A 14649-nucleotide genomic window follows, 5' to 3' on the forward strand; every position below is an offset into this window, starting at 1 on the left:
GTGCTCCCCCTCGTGGTGTGCTGCCGCGGTCGGAGGTCGATCATGGTGCCCGGTGCGCCCCGATGTCGAGGAACAGGTGGTCCAAACCTACGTAGGCGAGGTTCGGACCCCACTGGACCGCGTTCTCGGCCAGCGCGGCGCCGGGGAAGCGCCGGGCGAACCGCCGCAGCGCGGTCGCCGCCTCCAGCCGGGCCAGCGGTGCGCCGATGCAGTAGTGGACCCCGTGGCCGAACACCAGGTGCCGGTCACCGCGCTCGGCGACCGGCGCGAGGTCGGACAGGTCGGTGTCGAACAGGCCGCCACCGGCCAGCGACACCAGCACCAGGTCGCCCTCGCGCAGCCGCTCGCCCCCGAACTCGAAGTCGTGCGCGACCACGCGGCCCACGTTGCGCAGCGGCGGCCGCTTCTCCAGCACCGACTCGACCAGCGCCTCCACCTCGCCCGGCCGGTCGGCGGTGACCCGCGCCCACAGCGCCGGGTCCTCCAGCACCGCCAGCAGGCAGGACCCCAGCAGCGAGGCCGTGGTCTCCAGCCCGCCGAACAGGATCATCGCCCAGGTCGCGGTGGTGCGGGCGCGATCTTCCGGGGTGTCGCGCGGGAAGCCCGCCAGCGCGGGCGAATCCGCCAGCGCCTCGGTCATCTCCAGCATCACCCGGTGCGCGGCCTCGGCGTGGTCGCGCCGGTACATCGCGGCGATGAACCCCGACAGCGTCCTGGACCACGTGTGCAGCACGGCGGGCTCCTGCGGCACGCCCACGATGTGGCCCATCACCCGACCCGACACGCCCTCGGCCACGGTCGGGATCGCGTCGTGGCGGGGATCGGCGGCCAGGTCGTCCAGGCACGCGTCGACGATGGCCTCGACGCGCGGGACGATGGACCGGACGTAGGAGGCGGAGAACAGGCGTTGCAGCGGCCTGCGCAGCGCGGTGTGCTCCGCGCCGTCGGTGTGCACGAACCACAGCCGCAGGAACTCGGTCAGGTCCCGGTGCTCCCGCCGGGACTCCTCGGTCATGTACAGCTCGCCCAGCCGCTTCGACGTCTGCGACGAGAACCCCTGGTGGTTGAGCACCACGCGGGCCAGCGCCGGGTCCGACACCACCCAGCACTCCAGCCCGTCGTCCCACGCCAGGCCGCGCACGTCGTCGCGGACCGACCCGGTCACGACCGCGCCGCCTCGGCGATGAGCCGGTTCAGGCCCGCGGGCGTCGGCGCGAGCAGGAAGTCCCGCAGCCGCACCGAAACCCCCAGCTCGTCGCGGACCAGCCGCAGCAGCCGCACCGCGCCCATCGAGTTGCCGCCGATGGTGAAGAAGTCGGTGTCCCCGCTGAGCTGCCCGCTCCGCTCCAGGACGCGGGCGAACAGCTCGGGCGCCGCGCCGAGCGGGTCCGGTTCGGGCTCCTCGGCCCGCTTGCCCGCGGGCGCCGCGACGGCGGCGAGCGCCCGGCGGTCCACCTTGCCGTTGCCGGTCACCGGCAGCCGGTCCACCACCGCCCACAGGCTCGGCACCATGTACGCGGGCAGCCGGTCGGCCACCAGGTCGCGCAGCTCGTCGGTGCCCACCGCGCGGTCCGCCGGGACGATCGCGGCGAGGAGGCGCTTGTCGGCGCTGTCCCCGTCGGTGACCACGACGGCCGCGTCGCGCACGCGGGGGTCCTCGGCCAGCACGTCGGCGATGGCCGACAGCTCGATGCGGTACCCGCGCAGCTTGACTTGGTCGTCGCGCCGCCCCAGGAAGCGCAGCCGTCCGGCGCGGTCGACCCGGACCAGGTCGCCGGTGCGGTAGAGCCGCTCCGGCACGTCGGGGGAGAAGCGCCCGAACCCGCGCGCCGTCTCGGCCTCGTCGCCGACGTAGCCGTCGGCCAGGCCCTCGCCCGCCGCGTACAGCTCGCCGACCGCGCCCGGCGGCACGATCCGGTGCCGCCGGTCCAGCACGTGCACGCGCGTGCCGCGCACCGGGGTGCCGATGGGCAGGGGGCCGTCGACCTCCGCGGCCGACGTGACCGCGTGGGTGGCGGTGAACGTGGTGTTCTCGGTGGGGCCGTAGCCGTTGGTGATGACGAGTCCGGGGTGGCGCTCCAGCGCGCGCGCCACGTGGACGTGCGGCACCACGTCGCCGCCGGTGATCAGCTGCCGCAGGCCGCCGAGCCCGGCGGGCGCGAACTCCTCGACCAGCCGGAACAGGCCAGCGGTCAGCCACGCGACGGTGACCCCCCGGTCGAGCAGGAACTCGGCCAGCTCGGTCGGCGAGGTCAGGCCCGGCGGGTTGACCTCCAGCGCCGCGCCGCCCGCCAGCGGTCCCCACAGCTCCAGGGTGGAGGCGTCGAAGGCCAGCGGCGACAGGCGCAGCACCCGGTCCTGCGGGGTGAAGCGGACGAAGTCGGGCTCGTGCACCAGCCGCACGACCGCCCGGTGCGGCACCGCCACCCCCTTGGGCAGGCCCGTGGAGCCGGAGGTGAACGCGATGTAGGCCAGGTCGTCGGGGCCGGTGGCGGCGGGCGGCTCGGTCGAGGGCCGCCAGGACGGCTCCCACGTCGCGCAGGCGGGCACGCCGAGGCGGTCGGCGGCCTCCGGGGAGGCGACCAGGGCGGCCTTCGGCGCGGCCTTGGCCACGATGTGGCGGACCTGCGCGTCGGGCTGACCCAGGTCGATGCCCACGTACGCGGCGCCCGCCCACGCGGTGCCCAGCACCGCCACGACCTCCGCGATCGACCGGTCCAGCGCCACCAGCACCCGGTCGCCGCGGCCGACGCCGAGCTCGCGCAGCCTGCGCGCCTGCTCCGCCGCCGCGCCCGCGAGCTGCGCGTAGGTCAGCTCCAGCTCGCCCTCCCGCACCGCCACGGCGTTCGGCGCGCGCTCGGCCGCCCGGCGGACCAGCTCGTCCGCGCTGACCGCCGGGAACTCGTGGCGGTCGCCGTTGAGCGCGTCGAGCACCGCCCGCCGCTCGGCGGACAGGCAGCGCAGGCCCTCCAGCGGCCCGTCCTCGGTGGCCAGCTCCCGCACGGCCGAGGTGAAGTCGGCCAGGAAAGCCCGCGCGTCGGCCTCGTCCCACAGCGCCGTGGCGAACTCCAGCTGCGCGCCCAGCGTCGGCCGGGACCGGCCGAACAGCAGCGACAGGTCGAACTGGGCGCCGCCACCGTGGCCCTCCTCGATCCGGAGCCCGACCTCGCCCGCGTCGACGCGCTGCGGGACCAGCTGGTCGTGCATGCCGAACGAGACCTGCACCAGCGGGTGCGCGCTCAGCCCGCGCTCCACGCCGAGCCGGGTGACCAGCTCGTCGAACGGCAGCGCGCCCGCCTCGATGCTGCGGGCCAGCGACTCCTGCACCGAGCGCAGGTAGTCCGCCGCGGCCGCGTCGTCGTCCACCTCCAGCAGCACCGGGACCAGGTTGCCCGCCACGGCCACCAGCCGCGCCAGCTCGGCGGTGTCCCGCCCGTACAGGGAGACGCCGACCAGCAGCCGCTCCACCCCAGTCCAGCGGCTCAGCGCCAGGCCGTAGGAAGCAAGCAGCAGTGCGAACGGCGTGATGCCGAGGCCCGCGGCGCGCTGCTCGACCAGCGCCGTCAGCTCACCGCCCAGGTCCAGCGGCACGCGCTCGCCCGCCGGGTCCTGCACGGCCGGGCGAGGTCGGTCGGCGGGCACCTCCAGGACGGTGGGAACGCCGTCGAGGTGCTTGAGCCAGAACTCGGCCAGGCGGTCCCACTCGCCGCTGTCGCGGTCGCGCTCGTGGCGGCGCAGCAGCGCCTCCGTGGTGGGCGCGGGTTCGGTGAGGGGCAGCGGTTCGCCCGCCGCCAGCGCCCGGTAGGAGCCGAACACCTCGTCGAGCAGCAGGCCGACCGCCCACCCGTCGAGCAGGACGTGGTGCGCCACCAGCACCACCGCCTGCCGACCGGCCGCGCCGGTGAGGAACAGGTAGCGCAGCGGCGGCGCGGCGGTGAGGTCGAAGGGGACGCGGCCCTGCTCGGCGGCCGTGGCGCGGACAAACTCGTCGAAGTCCGGTCCGTCGTGCGCGATGTCGACGATGTCGGGCACGACCTCGTCCAGCACGACCGGCACGACCTCGCCGTCCCGCTCGCGCAGCAACGTGCGCAGGGAGGCGTGCCGGGCCGTGGTGGCCGCGATCGCGCGCCCGAGGACCTCGCGGTCCACCGACCCGGTCTCCACGGTGGCGGTGAAGACCAGGTTGTAGGTCGAACCGCCCAGCACGTTCTCGATCAGCCACATGCCGCGCTGCGTCGGCGTCAGCGAGGGCGTCCGCGCCTCGGGCTCGGTCGCGGCGGGAGCGGCGGGAGCGGCGGGAGCGGGCGCGGCGGCGACCGCGTTCGCGAGCACCGTGTCCAGCGGTGTGGACGAAAGCAGCTCCGCCACCGACAGGCGCAGCCCGAGTCCCTCCTGGGCCATGGCGGCCAGCCGCATCGCCCGCAGGGAGTCACCACCGAGCGCGATGAAGCTGTCGGTGGCGAACCCCGCCTTGCGCGTCGTGGGTCCGAGGACCGACAGGGCGTACTCGTCCAGTGACATGCCGACCTCCGGGTCTTGGTACTGCTGTTGCTGTCGCTCGGGCGCGGTGCGGCCTGGAGGTGGTCACCGGCGGGCGGGACCGGCCCGACCCACCGGGAAAACCGCCGCTCGTTCACCGCGGGCGGCACGCGAGGAACACGTCGAGCCGTGGAGACGCACTTTCCGCGCCATTGCGCAAAATCTCCCGGCAAGTCGCACAGATCCCCCGCGTCAGGCGAGGCTAAAAGTGCCCGGCGAATGCTGTCAACGTCGTGTCCGGGCAATGCTGCGGGCACTTCGGTCCGCACGAAGCATTCCGCTGAGGACGGTGCGCGCGGTGCCGTTCGGGTACCCGAACTCGTGCCGGACGAGGGGAATCCGGTGCGCAATCGGTCACTAGCATCGGTCCGGGAAAATCGGTCGAGAGCGTTTTCCCGTTGACCTGGAGGGGGATCGCGGTGACGCAGTCGGCGACTTCGACTCGAACGGACACGCTGTACGAGCCGGGCAGCCTGCCGCCGCTGGGCGTGGTGCCCAAGCGCATGTACGCCTCGGTCATCCGGCCCGAGCGCTACGGCCAGCCGATCGACGCCTTCCGGACGGAGGTGGTGGACGTCCCGGAGGTGCCGCCCGGCTTCGTGCTCGTCGCGGTCATGGCCGCGGGGATCAACTACAACAACGTGTGGGCCGCCCTGGGCACCCCGGTGGACGTCATCGGCGCCCGCGCGGCCAAGGGTGACGACGACACCGGCTACCACATCGGCGGTTCGGAGGGCGCGGGCGTCGTCTGGGCGGTGGGCGATGGCGTGCGGCACGTGCGCGTCGGCGACCGGGTCACGCTGTCCGGCTGCCGCTGGGACGAGGAGGACCCGGAGATCCGGCTTGGCCGCGACCCGATGTTCTCCTCGACCCAGCGGGTGTGGGGCTACGAGCTGAACTGGGGCTCCTTCGCCCAGTTCACCCTCGTCGCCGAGTTCCAGTGCCACCCCAAGCCCGCGCGGCTGACGTGGGAGGAGGCCTCGTGCTTCATGCTGTCGGGCGCGACCGCCTACCGGCAGCTGGCGGGCTGGCCGCCGCACACCGTCCAGCCCGGTGACCCCGTGCTCGTCTGGGGAGGATCCGGCGGACTCGGCTCCATGGCCTGCCAGCTGGTGCGCCAGCTCGGCGGTCGGGCCATCGCCGTGGTGTCCTCGCCGGAGCGGGAGAAGCACTGCGTGCGCATGGGCGCGGTCGGCGTCATCGACCGCACCGAGTTCGACCACTGGGGACCGATGCCCGAAGGCGGGGGACCGGAACTGGAGCGGTGGCAGCGCGGCGTGCGGGCGTTCGGCCGCCGCATCTGGGAGGTGCTGGGGGAGAAGGTGTCGCCCAGGATCGTCTTCGAGCACCCCGGCCGGGACACCCTGCCCACGTCGCTCTACGTCTGCGCGCCCGGCGGCATGGTGGTGCTGTGCGGTGCCACGAGCGGCTACATCGGCGACGTCGACCTGCGCATCCTCTGGATGCGGCAGAAGCGCTTCCAGGGCAGCCACTACGCCAACCCGCGCGACTGCCGCGCCATCGTCGACCTGGTCGACGTGGGGCTGGTCGACCCGGCGCTGGGGCGCACCTACGGCTTCGAGGAGATCGGCTTGGCCCACCAGCACATGCGCGAGGGCACCCAGGAGCCGGGCAACCTGGCCGCACTGGTCGGCGCACCGCTGCCGGGGCTGACCGACCTGGACACCTGACCCGCGACACCGGTCGCCGCCCGCCGCGGCGGCCGATCCCTTCAGCGAGGAGCCAATCTTGGAAGAAGTCCGACAGGTCGGTGTGGTCGGCTGCGGTGTGATGGGCGCGGGCATCGTGGACGTCTGCGCCCAGGCGGGCCTGGACGTGCGCGTCGTCGTGTCCGCCAGGCCATCGGTGGACCGGGCGCGGGCTCGCGTGCTGAAGTCGGTCGACAACCGGGTTCGCAAAGGTCTTCTGTCCGAACAGGACCGCGACGCCCTGCTGGAGCGCGTGTCGTTCACCGACGACTTCGCGGAGCTGCGCGACCGGCAGTTCGTCGTCGAGGCGGTGCCGGAGGACGAGGAGGCCAAGCGCCTGGTGCTCAAGGAGGTCGACGCCGTCGTCGAGTCCGACGACGCGGTCATCGCCTCGACCACCTCGTCCATCCCGATCACCGCGCTGGCCCGCGGCGTGGAGCGCCCGGAGCGGGTCATCGGCGCGCACTTCTTCAACCCGGCGCCCGCGATGCGGCTGGTGGAGCTGACCGCGGGTCTGCTCACCGCGCAGGACGCGCGCGTCAGGACGGAGGCCTTCGTCACCGAGGTGCTGGGCAAGCGCGTGGTGTGGTGCCAGGACCGCGCCGGGTTCGTGGTCAACTCGCTGCTGGTGCCGTACCTGCTGTCGGGCATCCGGATGCTGGAGTCCGGGTTCGCGGCCGCGGAGGACATCGACGCGGGCATGGAACTGGGTTGCGCGCACCCCATGGGGCCGCTGCGCCTGTGCGACCTCATCGGCTTGGACGTGGTGACGGCGGTGGCCCGCGCGATGTACGAGGAGTACAAGGAACCGCTGTACTCCCCGCCGTCGCTGTTGCTGCGCATGGTCGACGCGGGGCTGCTCGGCCGCAAGACCGGCCGGGGCTTCCACGACTACCGACGCTGAGGCCGGGAACCGGCGGCGGCGTCCGCGCGACCTCTGGAGTAGGCGAGAGGACTCGGAGGTCAGCAGTGGAGCGTCGTACTTTCCTGCGTGCGTCAGCGCTGTCGGTGGGCGGTGTGGCGATGGCCGCCCCGGTGGCGTCGGCGGCCAACCCGCTGCGGGTGCAGGTGCTGGTGTTCGAGGGGGTGGAGGAGCAGGACTTCGCGGGCCCGGTCGAGGTCCTGGGCATCGCCGGGCGCAGGAGCAACGGCGCGCTGACCAGCACGCTGGTCACCCCCGACCGGCCGGGCGGCATCACCTGCAACTTCGGCACGCGGCTGGAGGTGGCCAAGGGGTGGTCGCCGCACGAGGCGGACGTCCTGGTGGTGCCCGGCGGAGGTCTGGCCAGCCGCGAGGGTTCCGCGGTTCGCCGTCTGATCGAAGACCGGCTTTTCCTGCGGCGCCTGGCCGACGCCGACCTGCTGCACGTCGGTGTCTGCACCGGTTCCACGGTGCTCGCGGCCGCGGGGCTGACCAGGGGCCGCAACGCCACCACCCACACCAGTGACAAGGCGTACCTGGCCGCGCAGGGCGCGAACGTCATCAACGCCCGCGTGGTCGACGACGGCGACCTGATCACCGGCGGCGGCGTCAGCTCCGGCCTGGACGTGGCGCTGTGGCTGGTGGAGCGCTTCCTCGGCGCGCAACTGGCCCAAGGGGTGGAGACCATCATGGAGTACGAGCGCCGCGGCACCGTCTGGCGCGCCTGAACGCCACCCGCCGCACCGGGTCGTGCGGCGGGTGGACCACGGGGAAGGCCCGTGCGGACCGGGCGAAGGGGATTCCGGTCCGCACGGGTGGCCGTGGCGGTGTCCGCGCGGTCAGGCGGCTCGTCGGTGGGCGGTGGGGTGCAGGGGTCGCGACCGCTCGCGGCGCCGGTCGGGCGGGGGCAGGACGACGCCGCCGGAGCCGCCGCGGCGGGCCTGGTCCCGCTCGGCGGGGGTGCCCGGTGTCGGCTGCCCGCGGTGGGCGCGGGCGACGAGGTAGAGCAGGACCAGCCCGGCGACCAGGGGCAGGTGGGAGGCGACGCGGGCGGCGGTCGCGGTGCCGTTGAGCAGGTCGTTGACGGAGAACCCGAGCAGCACCGCGACGAACCCGCCGAGGGTGGGCAGCAGACCGGCGGCGCGGCGCGCGTTCACGGCCGCCACCAGCAGACCGATGCCCAGGGCGAGGTTCCACGCCGCGCCCTCGTTGAACAGGTGCGCGGAGACCCCGTGCCCGACGTGCTCGGCGCCCGTCCCGGCGAGCACCTGGTCCATGGCGAGCCACAACTGGACGACCGCGACGGCGGCGAGCGCCGGTCGCGGCACCAGCGCGGCGCGGCGGGGTGGGACGACCATGGGCACGGCACCGACCAGGTCCGGGTGCGCCACCGCGGGCCGGACCCGGATGCTCCTGGTCAACGCCTGTGCGCTCGCCTGCCAGCGGAGGCAGGCGGTGCACTGCGCCAGATGCGCGTCCGTCTCGGCGGCGGGTACGGGCTCGGCCTCGCCGTCCAAGCGGGCCGAGAGCGCTTCACGGCAGGTTTGGCAGTCCACGTACCACTAAGTCGGTCCATTCGGCTTACGAGTTCCCAACGTCATGTGGTTACGATCCGGAACCGTGACAACACCCGATGACGAGGTGACGCGCTGGGCGCTCGAAGCGCGTTCCGGCAACCGCGCCGCTCTGGAGCGGTTCGTCCGCGCCACCCAGCGGGACGTGTGGCGCTTCGTCGCCCACCTGGCCGACATCGCGCTGGCCGACGACCTGGCGCAGGAGACCTACGCCCGCGCCCTGCCGAGCCTGCGCCGCTTCGCCGGGCGCTCCTCGGCCCGCACCTGGCTGCTGGTCATCGCCCGCCGCGTGGTGGTCGACCACATCCGCATGGTGCGGTCGCGTCCCCGCCTGTCACCGGGCTCGGACTGGGCGCAGGAGGTCGACCGCAGGGCGGCCGACTCCGGTTTCGAGGACGTCGTCGAGCTGAACATGCTGCTCGACGGGTTGGACGCGGAGCGCCGCGAGGCGCTGGTGCTCACCCAGGTGCTGGGCCTGCCCTACGCCGAGGCCGCCGAGGTCGTCGGCTGCCCCGTCGGCACCATCCGCTCCCGCGTCGCGCGGGCCCGCGCGGACCTGATCAGGGCCGTGGACGGCGGCGAGGCCACCGAGGTCGGCTGAACCGGCGCGCCGCGCGGGCAGCCCTGCCCGAACGCGGCCCTGCCCGAACGGCCGGTGATCGACGCTGGGGGCGCGCGTAGCATCGCACCGGTGGAAGGGCTTCTGCTGCGCCTTTCGGCACTCGACGCGGACGCCGAGGCCGCGGTGCGGGTCATCGCCTGCTTCGACGCGCTGGTCGAGGGGCGTGCGAGCCTGCCTGCCCTGGTGCGCTGCGCGGCGGGCCTCGCGGAATGCCCCGCGGGCCTGGTCCTGCCCGGCGTCGAGCCGATCCGGATGCGGGAGGACGGCAGCGAGCTGTCCGCGCCCGCTCCCGCGATGGAGTTCGGCGCGGTGGAGTCCGGCGCTGTCGACCTCGACGGCTCAGGGCGGGTGTGGCTGGAACGGCCGGGGCCCGCGCGACCGCTGGACGACCTCGTGCTGGAGCGGTTCGCCATGGCGGCCCGCCTGCTGGCCGACCGCCCGCGCCGGGACACCTCGCCGCACCTGGCCGATCCCGGTCTGGTGGAGCTGGTCCTGGCCGAGCGCGCTGCGGCGGAGGACCGCACGCGGGCGCTGCGCCTGCTGGGTTTCGACACCGCCGGTCCGGTCCGGGTGATCGCGGTGTCCGCGCCCGCAGGGCAGGCCGGTGCGGCGGTGGTTCGCCTGTTCTCGCGAGGCCGTGCGGGAGGGCGGCTGCGCGCGGCGGCGATCGGAGAGGTTCAGGCGGTGCTGCTGCAGCCGCGTCCCGGCGGGCCCGACGAAGTGGCCCGACTGCGGGCGGCGCTGGGGGAGCACGACCCCCGCGACGTCGGGGTGCGGATCGGCGTGGGCAGCCCGGTGGACGGCCTGGACGCCCGCTCGTCGTGGACGCAGGCCCGCACCGCGCTGCGCTTCGCCGTCGCGGGGGCCGCCGAACGGGCCGTGGTCGACCACGGCTCGTTGGGCTCGCTCGCGCTGCTGGCCGACCTGCCCGTGGAACGGCTCCGCGCCGATCCGGACGTCGCCGCACTCGACCGCCTGGCGGCGACGCCCTTCGGCGCCCAGGCCATCGCCGCGCTGGAAGCTTTGTGCCGCAACGGTTCCCTGCGGCGGGCCGCGGCGGTGCTGCACCTGCACCACAGCTCCGTCGCGGCTCGGCTGGAGCACGTCGAGGACGCACTGGGCCTGAGCCTGGACGAGCCGGACGGCCGCTTCCGCGCCCGGCTCGCCCTGACCGCGCGCGGGCTCGCGCGGTCGGCGGCGGTCACACCCCGAGGGCGTGCTTGAGCACCGCGATCTCCTCGGCTCGCTCCCGCCGGCTGACCGCCGCGTGCTCCACGAGCGAGGAACCGTGGAAGGTGCCGGGGAACAGGTGCAGCTCGACGGTGACCCCCGCGGCGAGCAGCGCGAGGGCGTAGGCGATGTCCTCGTCGCGCAGCGGGTCGAAGTGCATGGCCGAGACGTATGCGGGCGGCAGCCCCGACAGGTCGGTCGCCCTGGCCGGTGCCGCGTAGATCGGCACGTCCTCGGTGCCCGCCCGGCCGGGGCCGAGGTAGGCGTCCCAGCTCCGCACGGCGTTGGGCCGGTTCCAGGCCGGGGTGTCGGTGAACGCGGTCATGCTGGGGGTGTCGAGGCGGTCGTCGATCTCCGGGACGCCGAGGTACTGGAAGGCGATGTGCGGTCCGCCCCGGTCGCGGGCCAGCAGCGCGAGGGCCGCGCACAGACCGCCGCCCGCGCTCGTGCCGCGGATGGCGATGCGCCGCGGGTCGATCCCGAGCTCGTCGGCGTTCCCCGCCATCCACACCAGACCGGCGTACACGTCCTCCAGCGGTCCGGGATAGGGCGTTTCCGGGGCGAGCCGGTAGTCGACCGACACCACGACGACGCCGAGCTCGCGCGCCAGGACCACGTTGCGGGCGTGGCTGTACTCCAGGTCGCCCGCGACGAAGCCGCCGCCGTGGACCTCGTAGACCCCGGCGGGCGCGCTGAGCCGCTCGGGCCGGTACACGCGGACCCGGACGTCCGGATCGCCTTTGGCGCCGGGGACGCAGCGGTCCTCGACGTGGATGCCGGTGGTGTCGGGCACGGGCGCCTCGGCGATCATCCTGGCGACCTGGGCCCGCAGGGTGGCCAGGTCGAAGCCGACCGACGGGGGCAGCATCGGGATCATGGCGGCGAGCTCGGGGTCGAAGGCGTAGGTCATCGGTGCTCCAGCGGATCAGCGGGCGATGGGGCCAGCATGGGGTGCGGGGCCACGGCGCCACATCCGCCGGGCGTCGGGAAGACGGAGCCGTCCACCCGACGCCCGTGCGCGCGACGTGCTCAGCCCCTCGCCTCGGCGTGGTCGACCTCGGAGTAGACCTTCAGCACCTGGAACTCCTCGATCCCCCTCGGTCCGCACAGGTACCCGTACCCGCTGTCCTTGACGCCCGCCTGCTCGAAGTGCTCGCTGAGCAGCCCCCACGTGTTGGTCCACACCACCCCGGAGCGCACCTGGCGGCCGACCCGACGGGCCTGGGCGGGGTCGCCGGTGAAGATCGAGGCGGCCAGCCCGTACGGGGTGGCGTTCGCCTTGCGCACGGCGTCGGCCTCGTCGTCGAAGACCTCGAAGGTCTGGACCGGCCCGAACACCTCTTCCTGGACGATGCGGGCATCGGTGTCGGCGACCTCCACCAGACTGGGCCGGTAGAAGGCGCCGGACGACGACAGGGGTCCTTCGGTGACCTGCCCACCGCGCACCAGCACCTCGCCGTAGGAGGCCGCCTCCTCGACGATGGCGTCGACCCGCTCCGCCGAGGCGCGGTCGATGAGCGGGCCGAGGTCGGCCTCGTCGTCGTCCCAGGCGCCCAACCGCAGCCGGGGAAGCGCTTCGGTGAGCGCCGCGCGGACCCGGTCGGCGATGTCGCGGTGGACCAGGACGCGCGAACCGGTGCAGCAGAACTGCCCGTTCATCAGGGTGATCGCGCGCAGCAGGTCGGGGATGGCGCGGTCGAGGTCGGCGCTGGGGAACAGCACGAGGGGCGTCTTCCCGCCCAGTTCCAGGCCGACGCGCTTGAGCGTGGTCGCGGCGGAGGCGGCGATCACCTTGCCCACCGGGGTGCTGCCGGTGTAGCTGAGCACGTCGACCCGCTCCGAGGCGACGAGGTGGCGGGCCACCTCGCTGCCGCTCTCGGTGACGATGTTGACCACCCCCGCCGGGATCTCCTCCACCGCGGCGACCGCCTGGGCGAACAGCTCGTTGGTCAACGCGGTCTGCGCGGGCAGCTTGACCACGACCGCGCAGCCCGCGGCCAGCGCGGGCCCCAGCGCCCGGACGGTCAGCAGCACCGGGGAGTTCCAGGGCGAGATGACGCCGACCACCCCCGCCGGTTCCGGTGTCGAGCGGAAGTACTGCCCGGGGGCCACTTCGGCAGCGCGGCCCGCGATCTGGGTGCGCGCGCTCGCCGCCGCGTAGCGCAGCCACGTCGCGGCACCGCCGACCTCCCACGTGGTCTCGCGCAGGAGTTTGCCGTTCTCCCTGGAGAGGGTGGCGGCCATCTCCGGGACGCGTGCCGCGAGCGCGTCGGCCAGCCGCTCCAGGGCGATCGCCCGCGCGGAGTGGTCGCGAGCCCAGCCGGTCGAGGCGAAGGCGTCCGCGGCGGCGTCGACCGCCGCGCGCGCTTCGGCCTCACCGCCGTCGTAGAAGGCGCCGACCACCGCGCCGGTGGAGGGGTCGACGGACTCGCCGAGCCGCGCGGATTCGGTCCACTTCCCGTCGATCCAGTGGCGAGCGGGGAGGTTCGTGCTCTGGGACACGGGTGTCCTTTCGTCGAGGTGAGCCGGTGGAGGGACGGGGGTCGTCAGCGCGGCTCCATCTGCCCGCGCGGCAGCCGGTCGGCCGCGGCGCGCCGCGGCCCGTTCACGTCCGGCGGGGTGTCCGCGGGGTCCGGTGGGTTCACAAGTCCCAGGGTCGTGCCCCGGAACGGGCGGTGGCAGCCAAGGATCTTCCTGGTACAGCTGGTACCAGGCAGCGGTGGAGGGTGGTGCGGGAGACTGTGCGCATGAACGACTTGGGTGCCGCGCTGCGCGCCTGGCGCGATCGCCTCCCGCCCAGCGCGGTCGGACTGGCGCACAGCTCACCGCGTCGTGCTCCGGGGCTGCGGCGCGAGGAGCTGGCCGTGCTGGCGGGCATCTCGATCGAGTACGTGGTCCGGATCGAGCAGGGACGGGCCGCGACCCCGTCCGCGCAGGTGTGCCTCGCGCTGGCCCGCGCGCTGCAGCTGTCCGACGAGGAGCAGGCGCACCTCATGCGCCTCGCGGGCCACGTCGCGGACCCGGCCCGCGTGCCGAGGTTGATCCCGGGAAGCGTGCACCGGATCATGGACCAGCTCGTCGGGCACCCGCTGTCGGTCTACGACGCGACCTGGCAGCTGCTGCACTGGAACCCGCTGTTCGCGGCGACTTTCGGCGACCCGTCCGCGCTGTCCGCCGACGGCCGGAACATGCTGCTGTGCCAGTTCGAGGGCGGGCCGAGCCGCGTGCGGGTCACCAGGGCCGAGCGCTCCGCGTACGAGGAATCCCTCGTCGCCGACCTGCGCGCCACCACCAGCCGCTACCCGGACGACCCGGAGCTGACGGCGCTGGTCGCGCGGTTGACGCGCAGCGCGCGCTTCCGCGAGCTGTGGGCGCTGGGGACGGTGGCCGCGCACCAGAGCGGGCACAAGGTGGTCGAGCACCCCGAGGTCGGAGCCGTCGCCCTGGACTCCGACACCCTCACCACGCAGGACTCGAACCTCCGCGTCGTGGTCTACACACCCCGTCCGGGCACCGACGCCCGGAGCAAGCTCGACCTGCTGGCCGCGATCGGCACCCAGCGACTGGCTCCACTCGCGGCGGACGGCGACAGCGGCGGCCCGGCGCACGTCTGACCACAGTGGACGGCCCGGTCGCGGTGCTCCAGGTCAGGACGTCGTCAGCGCGTGTTCCGCTCGCGCGGTCAGTAGTTGCTCGGTGTGCCGTCCGATCCAGTGGATCAGGGCGCACAGCGGCTCGGTCAGCTCCTCGCCGAGCCCGGTCAGCCGGTAGGTCACCCGCGGTGGCACCGTCGGCTCGACGGAGCGGTCCACCAGGCCGTACGCGACGAGCGTCTTCAGGTTCTGCGAGAGCATCTTGTGGCTGATCCCCGCCACCCGCGACTGCAATGCCGAGAAGCGGTGCGGTCCGGCGGTCAGCGCGGCCAGGATCAGGGTGGCCCACCGGTTGGTCACGTGGTCCAGCACCGCGCGGGTCGGGCAGTTCTGCTCGAAGGTGTCGGCCGCGAGCAGGGTCCGGGCCGTGGCGAGCCGCGGGGTTTCATCCATGGCCGCA

The 14649-nt window shown here is 74.1% G+C and carries 12 protein-coding genes; 6 read left to right on the top strand and 6 right to left on the bottom strand.

Features of this window, described 5'->3' with window-relative positions:
- Positions 1-40: 40 nt before the first annotated feature.
- Positions 41-1165 (bottom strand): cytochrome P450 family protein, encoded by a 1125-nt coding sequence (locus JOF41_RS08715; RefSeq protein WP_209617616.1) that lies wholly within the window; start codon positions 1163-1165, stop codon positions 41-43.
- Complete coding sequence (locus JOF41_RS08720; protein ID WP_209617619.1) at positions 1162-4521, bottom strand: non-ribosomal peptide synthetase; 3360 nt, start codon at positions 4519-4521, stop codon at positions 1162-1164. Before JOF41_RS08720 ends, JOF41_RS08715 begins: the two co-directional genes overlap by 4 nt.
- Before the next feature lie 437 nt (positions 4522-4958).
- On the opposite strand from JOF41_RS08720, the gene ccrA reads away from it, so the two are divergent.
- The 3 genes from ccrA to JOF41_RS08735 all read left to right on the top strand — a co-directional run bounded on the left by ccrA (position 4959) and on the right by JOF41_RS08735 (position 7898).
- Complete coding sequence (gene ccrA, locus JOF41_RS08725; protein ID WP_209617621.1) at positions 4959-6230, top strand: crotonyl-CoA carboxylase/reductase; 1272 nt, start codon at positions 4959-4961, stop codon at positions 6228-6230.
- 58 nt (positions 6231-6288) lie between these two features.
- Entirely contained in the window at positions 6289-7152 is an 864-nt protein-coding gene (locus JOF41_RS08730; protein ID WP_276515675.1) for a 3-hydroxybutyryl-CoA dehydrogenase, read from the top strand.
- Positions 7153-7271: 119 nt separating this feature from the next.
- Positions 7272-7898, top strand: a complete 627-nt coding sequence (locus tag JOF41_RS08735; protein WP_209617623.1) for a DJ-1/PfpI family protein — start codon at positions 7272-7274, stop codon at positions 7896-7898.
- Between the two features lie 111 nt (positions 7899-8009).
- Here JOF41_RS08735 and JOF41_RS08740 read toward each other — a convergent pair whose 3' ends face one another.
- Positions 8010-8726 (bottom strand): zf-HC2 domain-containing protein, encoded by a 717-nt coding sequence (locus JOF41_RS08740; RefSeq protein WP_209617625.1) that lies wholly within the window; start codon positions 8724-8726, stop codon positions 8010-8012.
- A 43-nt stretch (positions 8727-8769) separates the two neighbouring features.
- Here JOF41_RS08740 and sigC point away from each other — a divergent pair, with 43 nt between their 5' ends.
- Together sigC and JOF41_RS08750 are read left to right on the top strand one after the other, a co-directional pair.
- Positions 8770-9345, top strand: a complete 576-nt coding sequence (sigC, locus tag JOF41_RS08745) for an RNA polymerase sigma factor SigC (protein WP_209617627.1) — start codon at positions 8770-8772, stop codon at positions 9343-9345.
- 90 nt (positions 9346-9435) lie between these two features.
- Positions 9436-10590, top strand: a complete 1155-nt coding sequence (locus JOF41_RS08750; RefSeq protein ID WP_209617629.1) for a PucR family transcriptional regulator — start codon at positions 9436-9438, stop codon at positions 10588-10590.
- On the opposite strand, the gene JOF41_RS08755 is transcribed toward JOF41_RS08750, so the two are convergent.
- Both JOF41_RS08755 and JOF41_RS08760 read right to left on the bottom strand, forming a co-directional pair.
- The gene (locus tag JOF41_RS08755) at positions 10568-11506 is read right to left on the bottom strand and encodes an alpha/beta hydrolase (RefSeq protein ID WP_209617631.1); all 939 of its coding nucleotides are present in this window, start codon (positions 11504-11506) and stop codon (positions 10568-10570) included. The genes JOF41_RS08750 and JOF41_RS08755 overlap by 23 nt on opposite strands.
- A 119-nt stretch (positions 11507-11625) precedes the next feature.
- Positions 11626-13098 carry an aldehyde dehydrogenase family protein gene (locus tag JOF41_RS08760; RefSeq protein ID WP_209617633.1) on the bottom strand — a complete coding sequence of 491 codons (1473 nt, stop codon included), beginning with the start codon at positions 13096-13098 and terminating at the stop codon, positions 11626-11628.
- A gap of 245 nt (positions 13099-13343) precedes the next feature.
- Between JOF41_RS08760 and JOF41_RS08765 the strand changes: the two genes are divergently transcribed.
- A complete protein-coding gene (locus tag JOF41_RS08765; RefSeq protein ID WP_209617636.1) occupies positions 13344-14210 on the top strand; it encodes a helix-turn-helix domain-containing protein in 867 nt (288 codons plus the stop codon).
- 33 nt (positions 14211-14243) lie between these two features.
- On the opposite strand, the gene JOF41_RS08770 is transcribed toward JOF41_RS08765, so the two are convergent.
- A complete protein-coding gene (locus JOF41_RS08770) occupies positions 14244-14642 on the bottom strand; it encodes a winged helix-turn-helix transcriptional regulator (RefSeq protein ID WP_189226859.1) in 399 nt (132 codons plus the stop codon).
- Positions 14643-14649 lie beyond the last annotated feature (7 nt).

Source organism: Saccharothrix coeruleofusca, assembly GCF_017876325.1.
Lineage (GTDB): Bacteria > Actinomycetota > Actinomycetes > Mycobacteriales > Pseudonocardiaceae > Actinosynnema > Actinosynnema coeruleofuscum.

Excerpts from the sequence above, each read along its gene's own strand:
- JOF41_RS08755 (WP_209617631.1), bottom strand. The coding sequence starts at position 11,506 with ATGACCTACGCCTTCGACCCCGAGCTCGCCGCCATGATCCCGATGCTG.
- sigC (WP_209617627.1), top strand. The coding sequence starts at position 8,770 with ATGTGGTTACGATCCGGAACCGTGACAACACCCGATGACGAGGTGACG.
- JOF41_RS08735 (WP_209617623.1), top strand. The coding sequence starts at position 7,272 with ATGGCCGCCCCGGTGGCGTCGGCGGCCAACCCGCTGCGGGTGCAGGTG.
- JOF41_RS08770 (WP_189226859.1), bottom strand. The coding sequence starts at position 14,642 with ATGGATGAAACCCCGCGGCTCGCCACGGCCCGGACCCTGCTCGCGGCC.
- JOF41_RS08720 (WP_209617619.1), bottom strand. The coding sequence starts at position 4,521 with ATGTCACTGGACGAGTACGCCCTGTCGGTCCTCGGACCCACGACGCGC.
- JOF41_RS08765 (WP_209617636.1), top strand. The coding sequence starts at position 13,344 with ATGAACGACTTGGGTGCCGCGCTGCGCGCCTGGCGCGATCGCCTCCCG.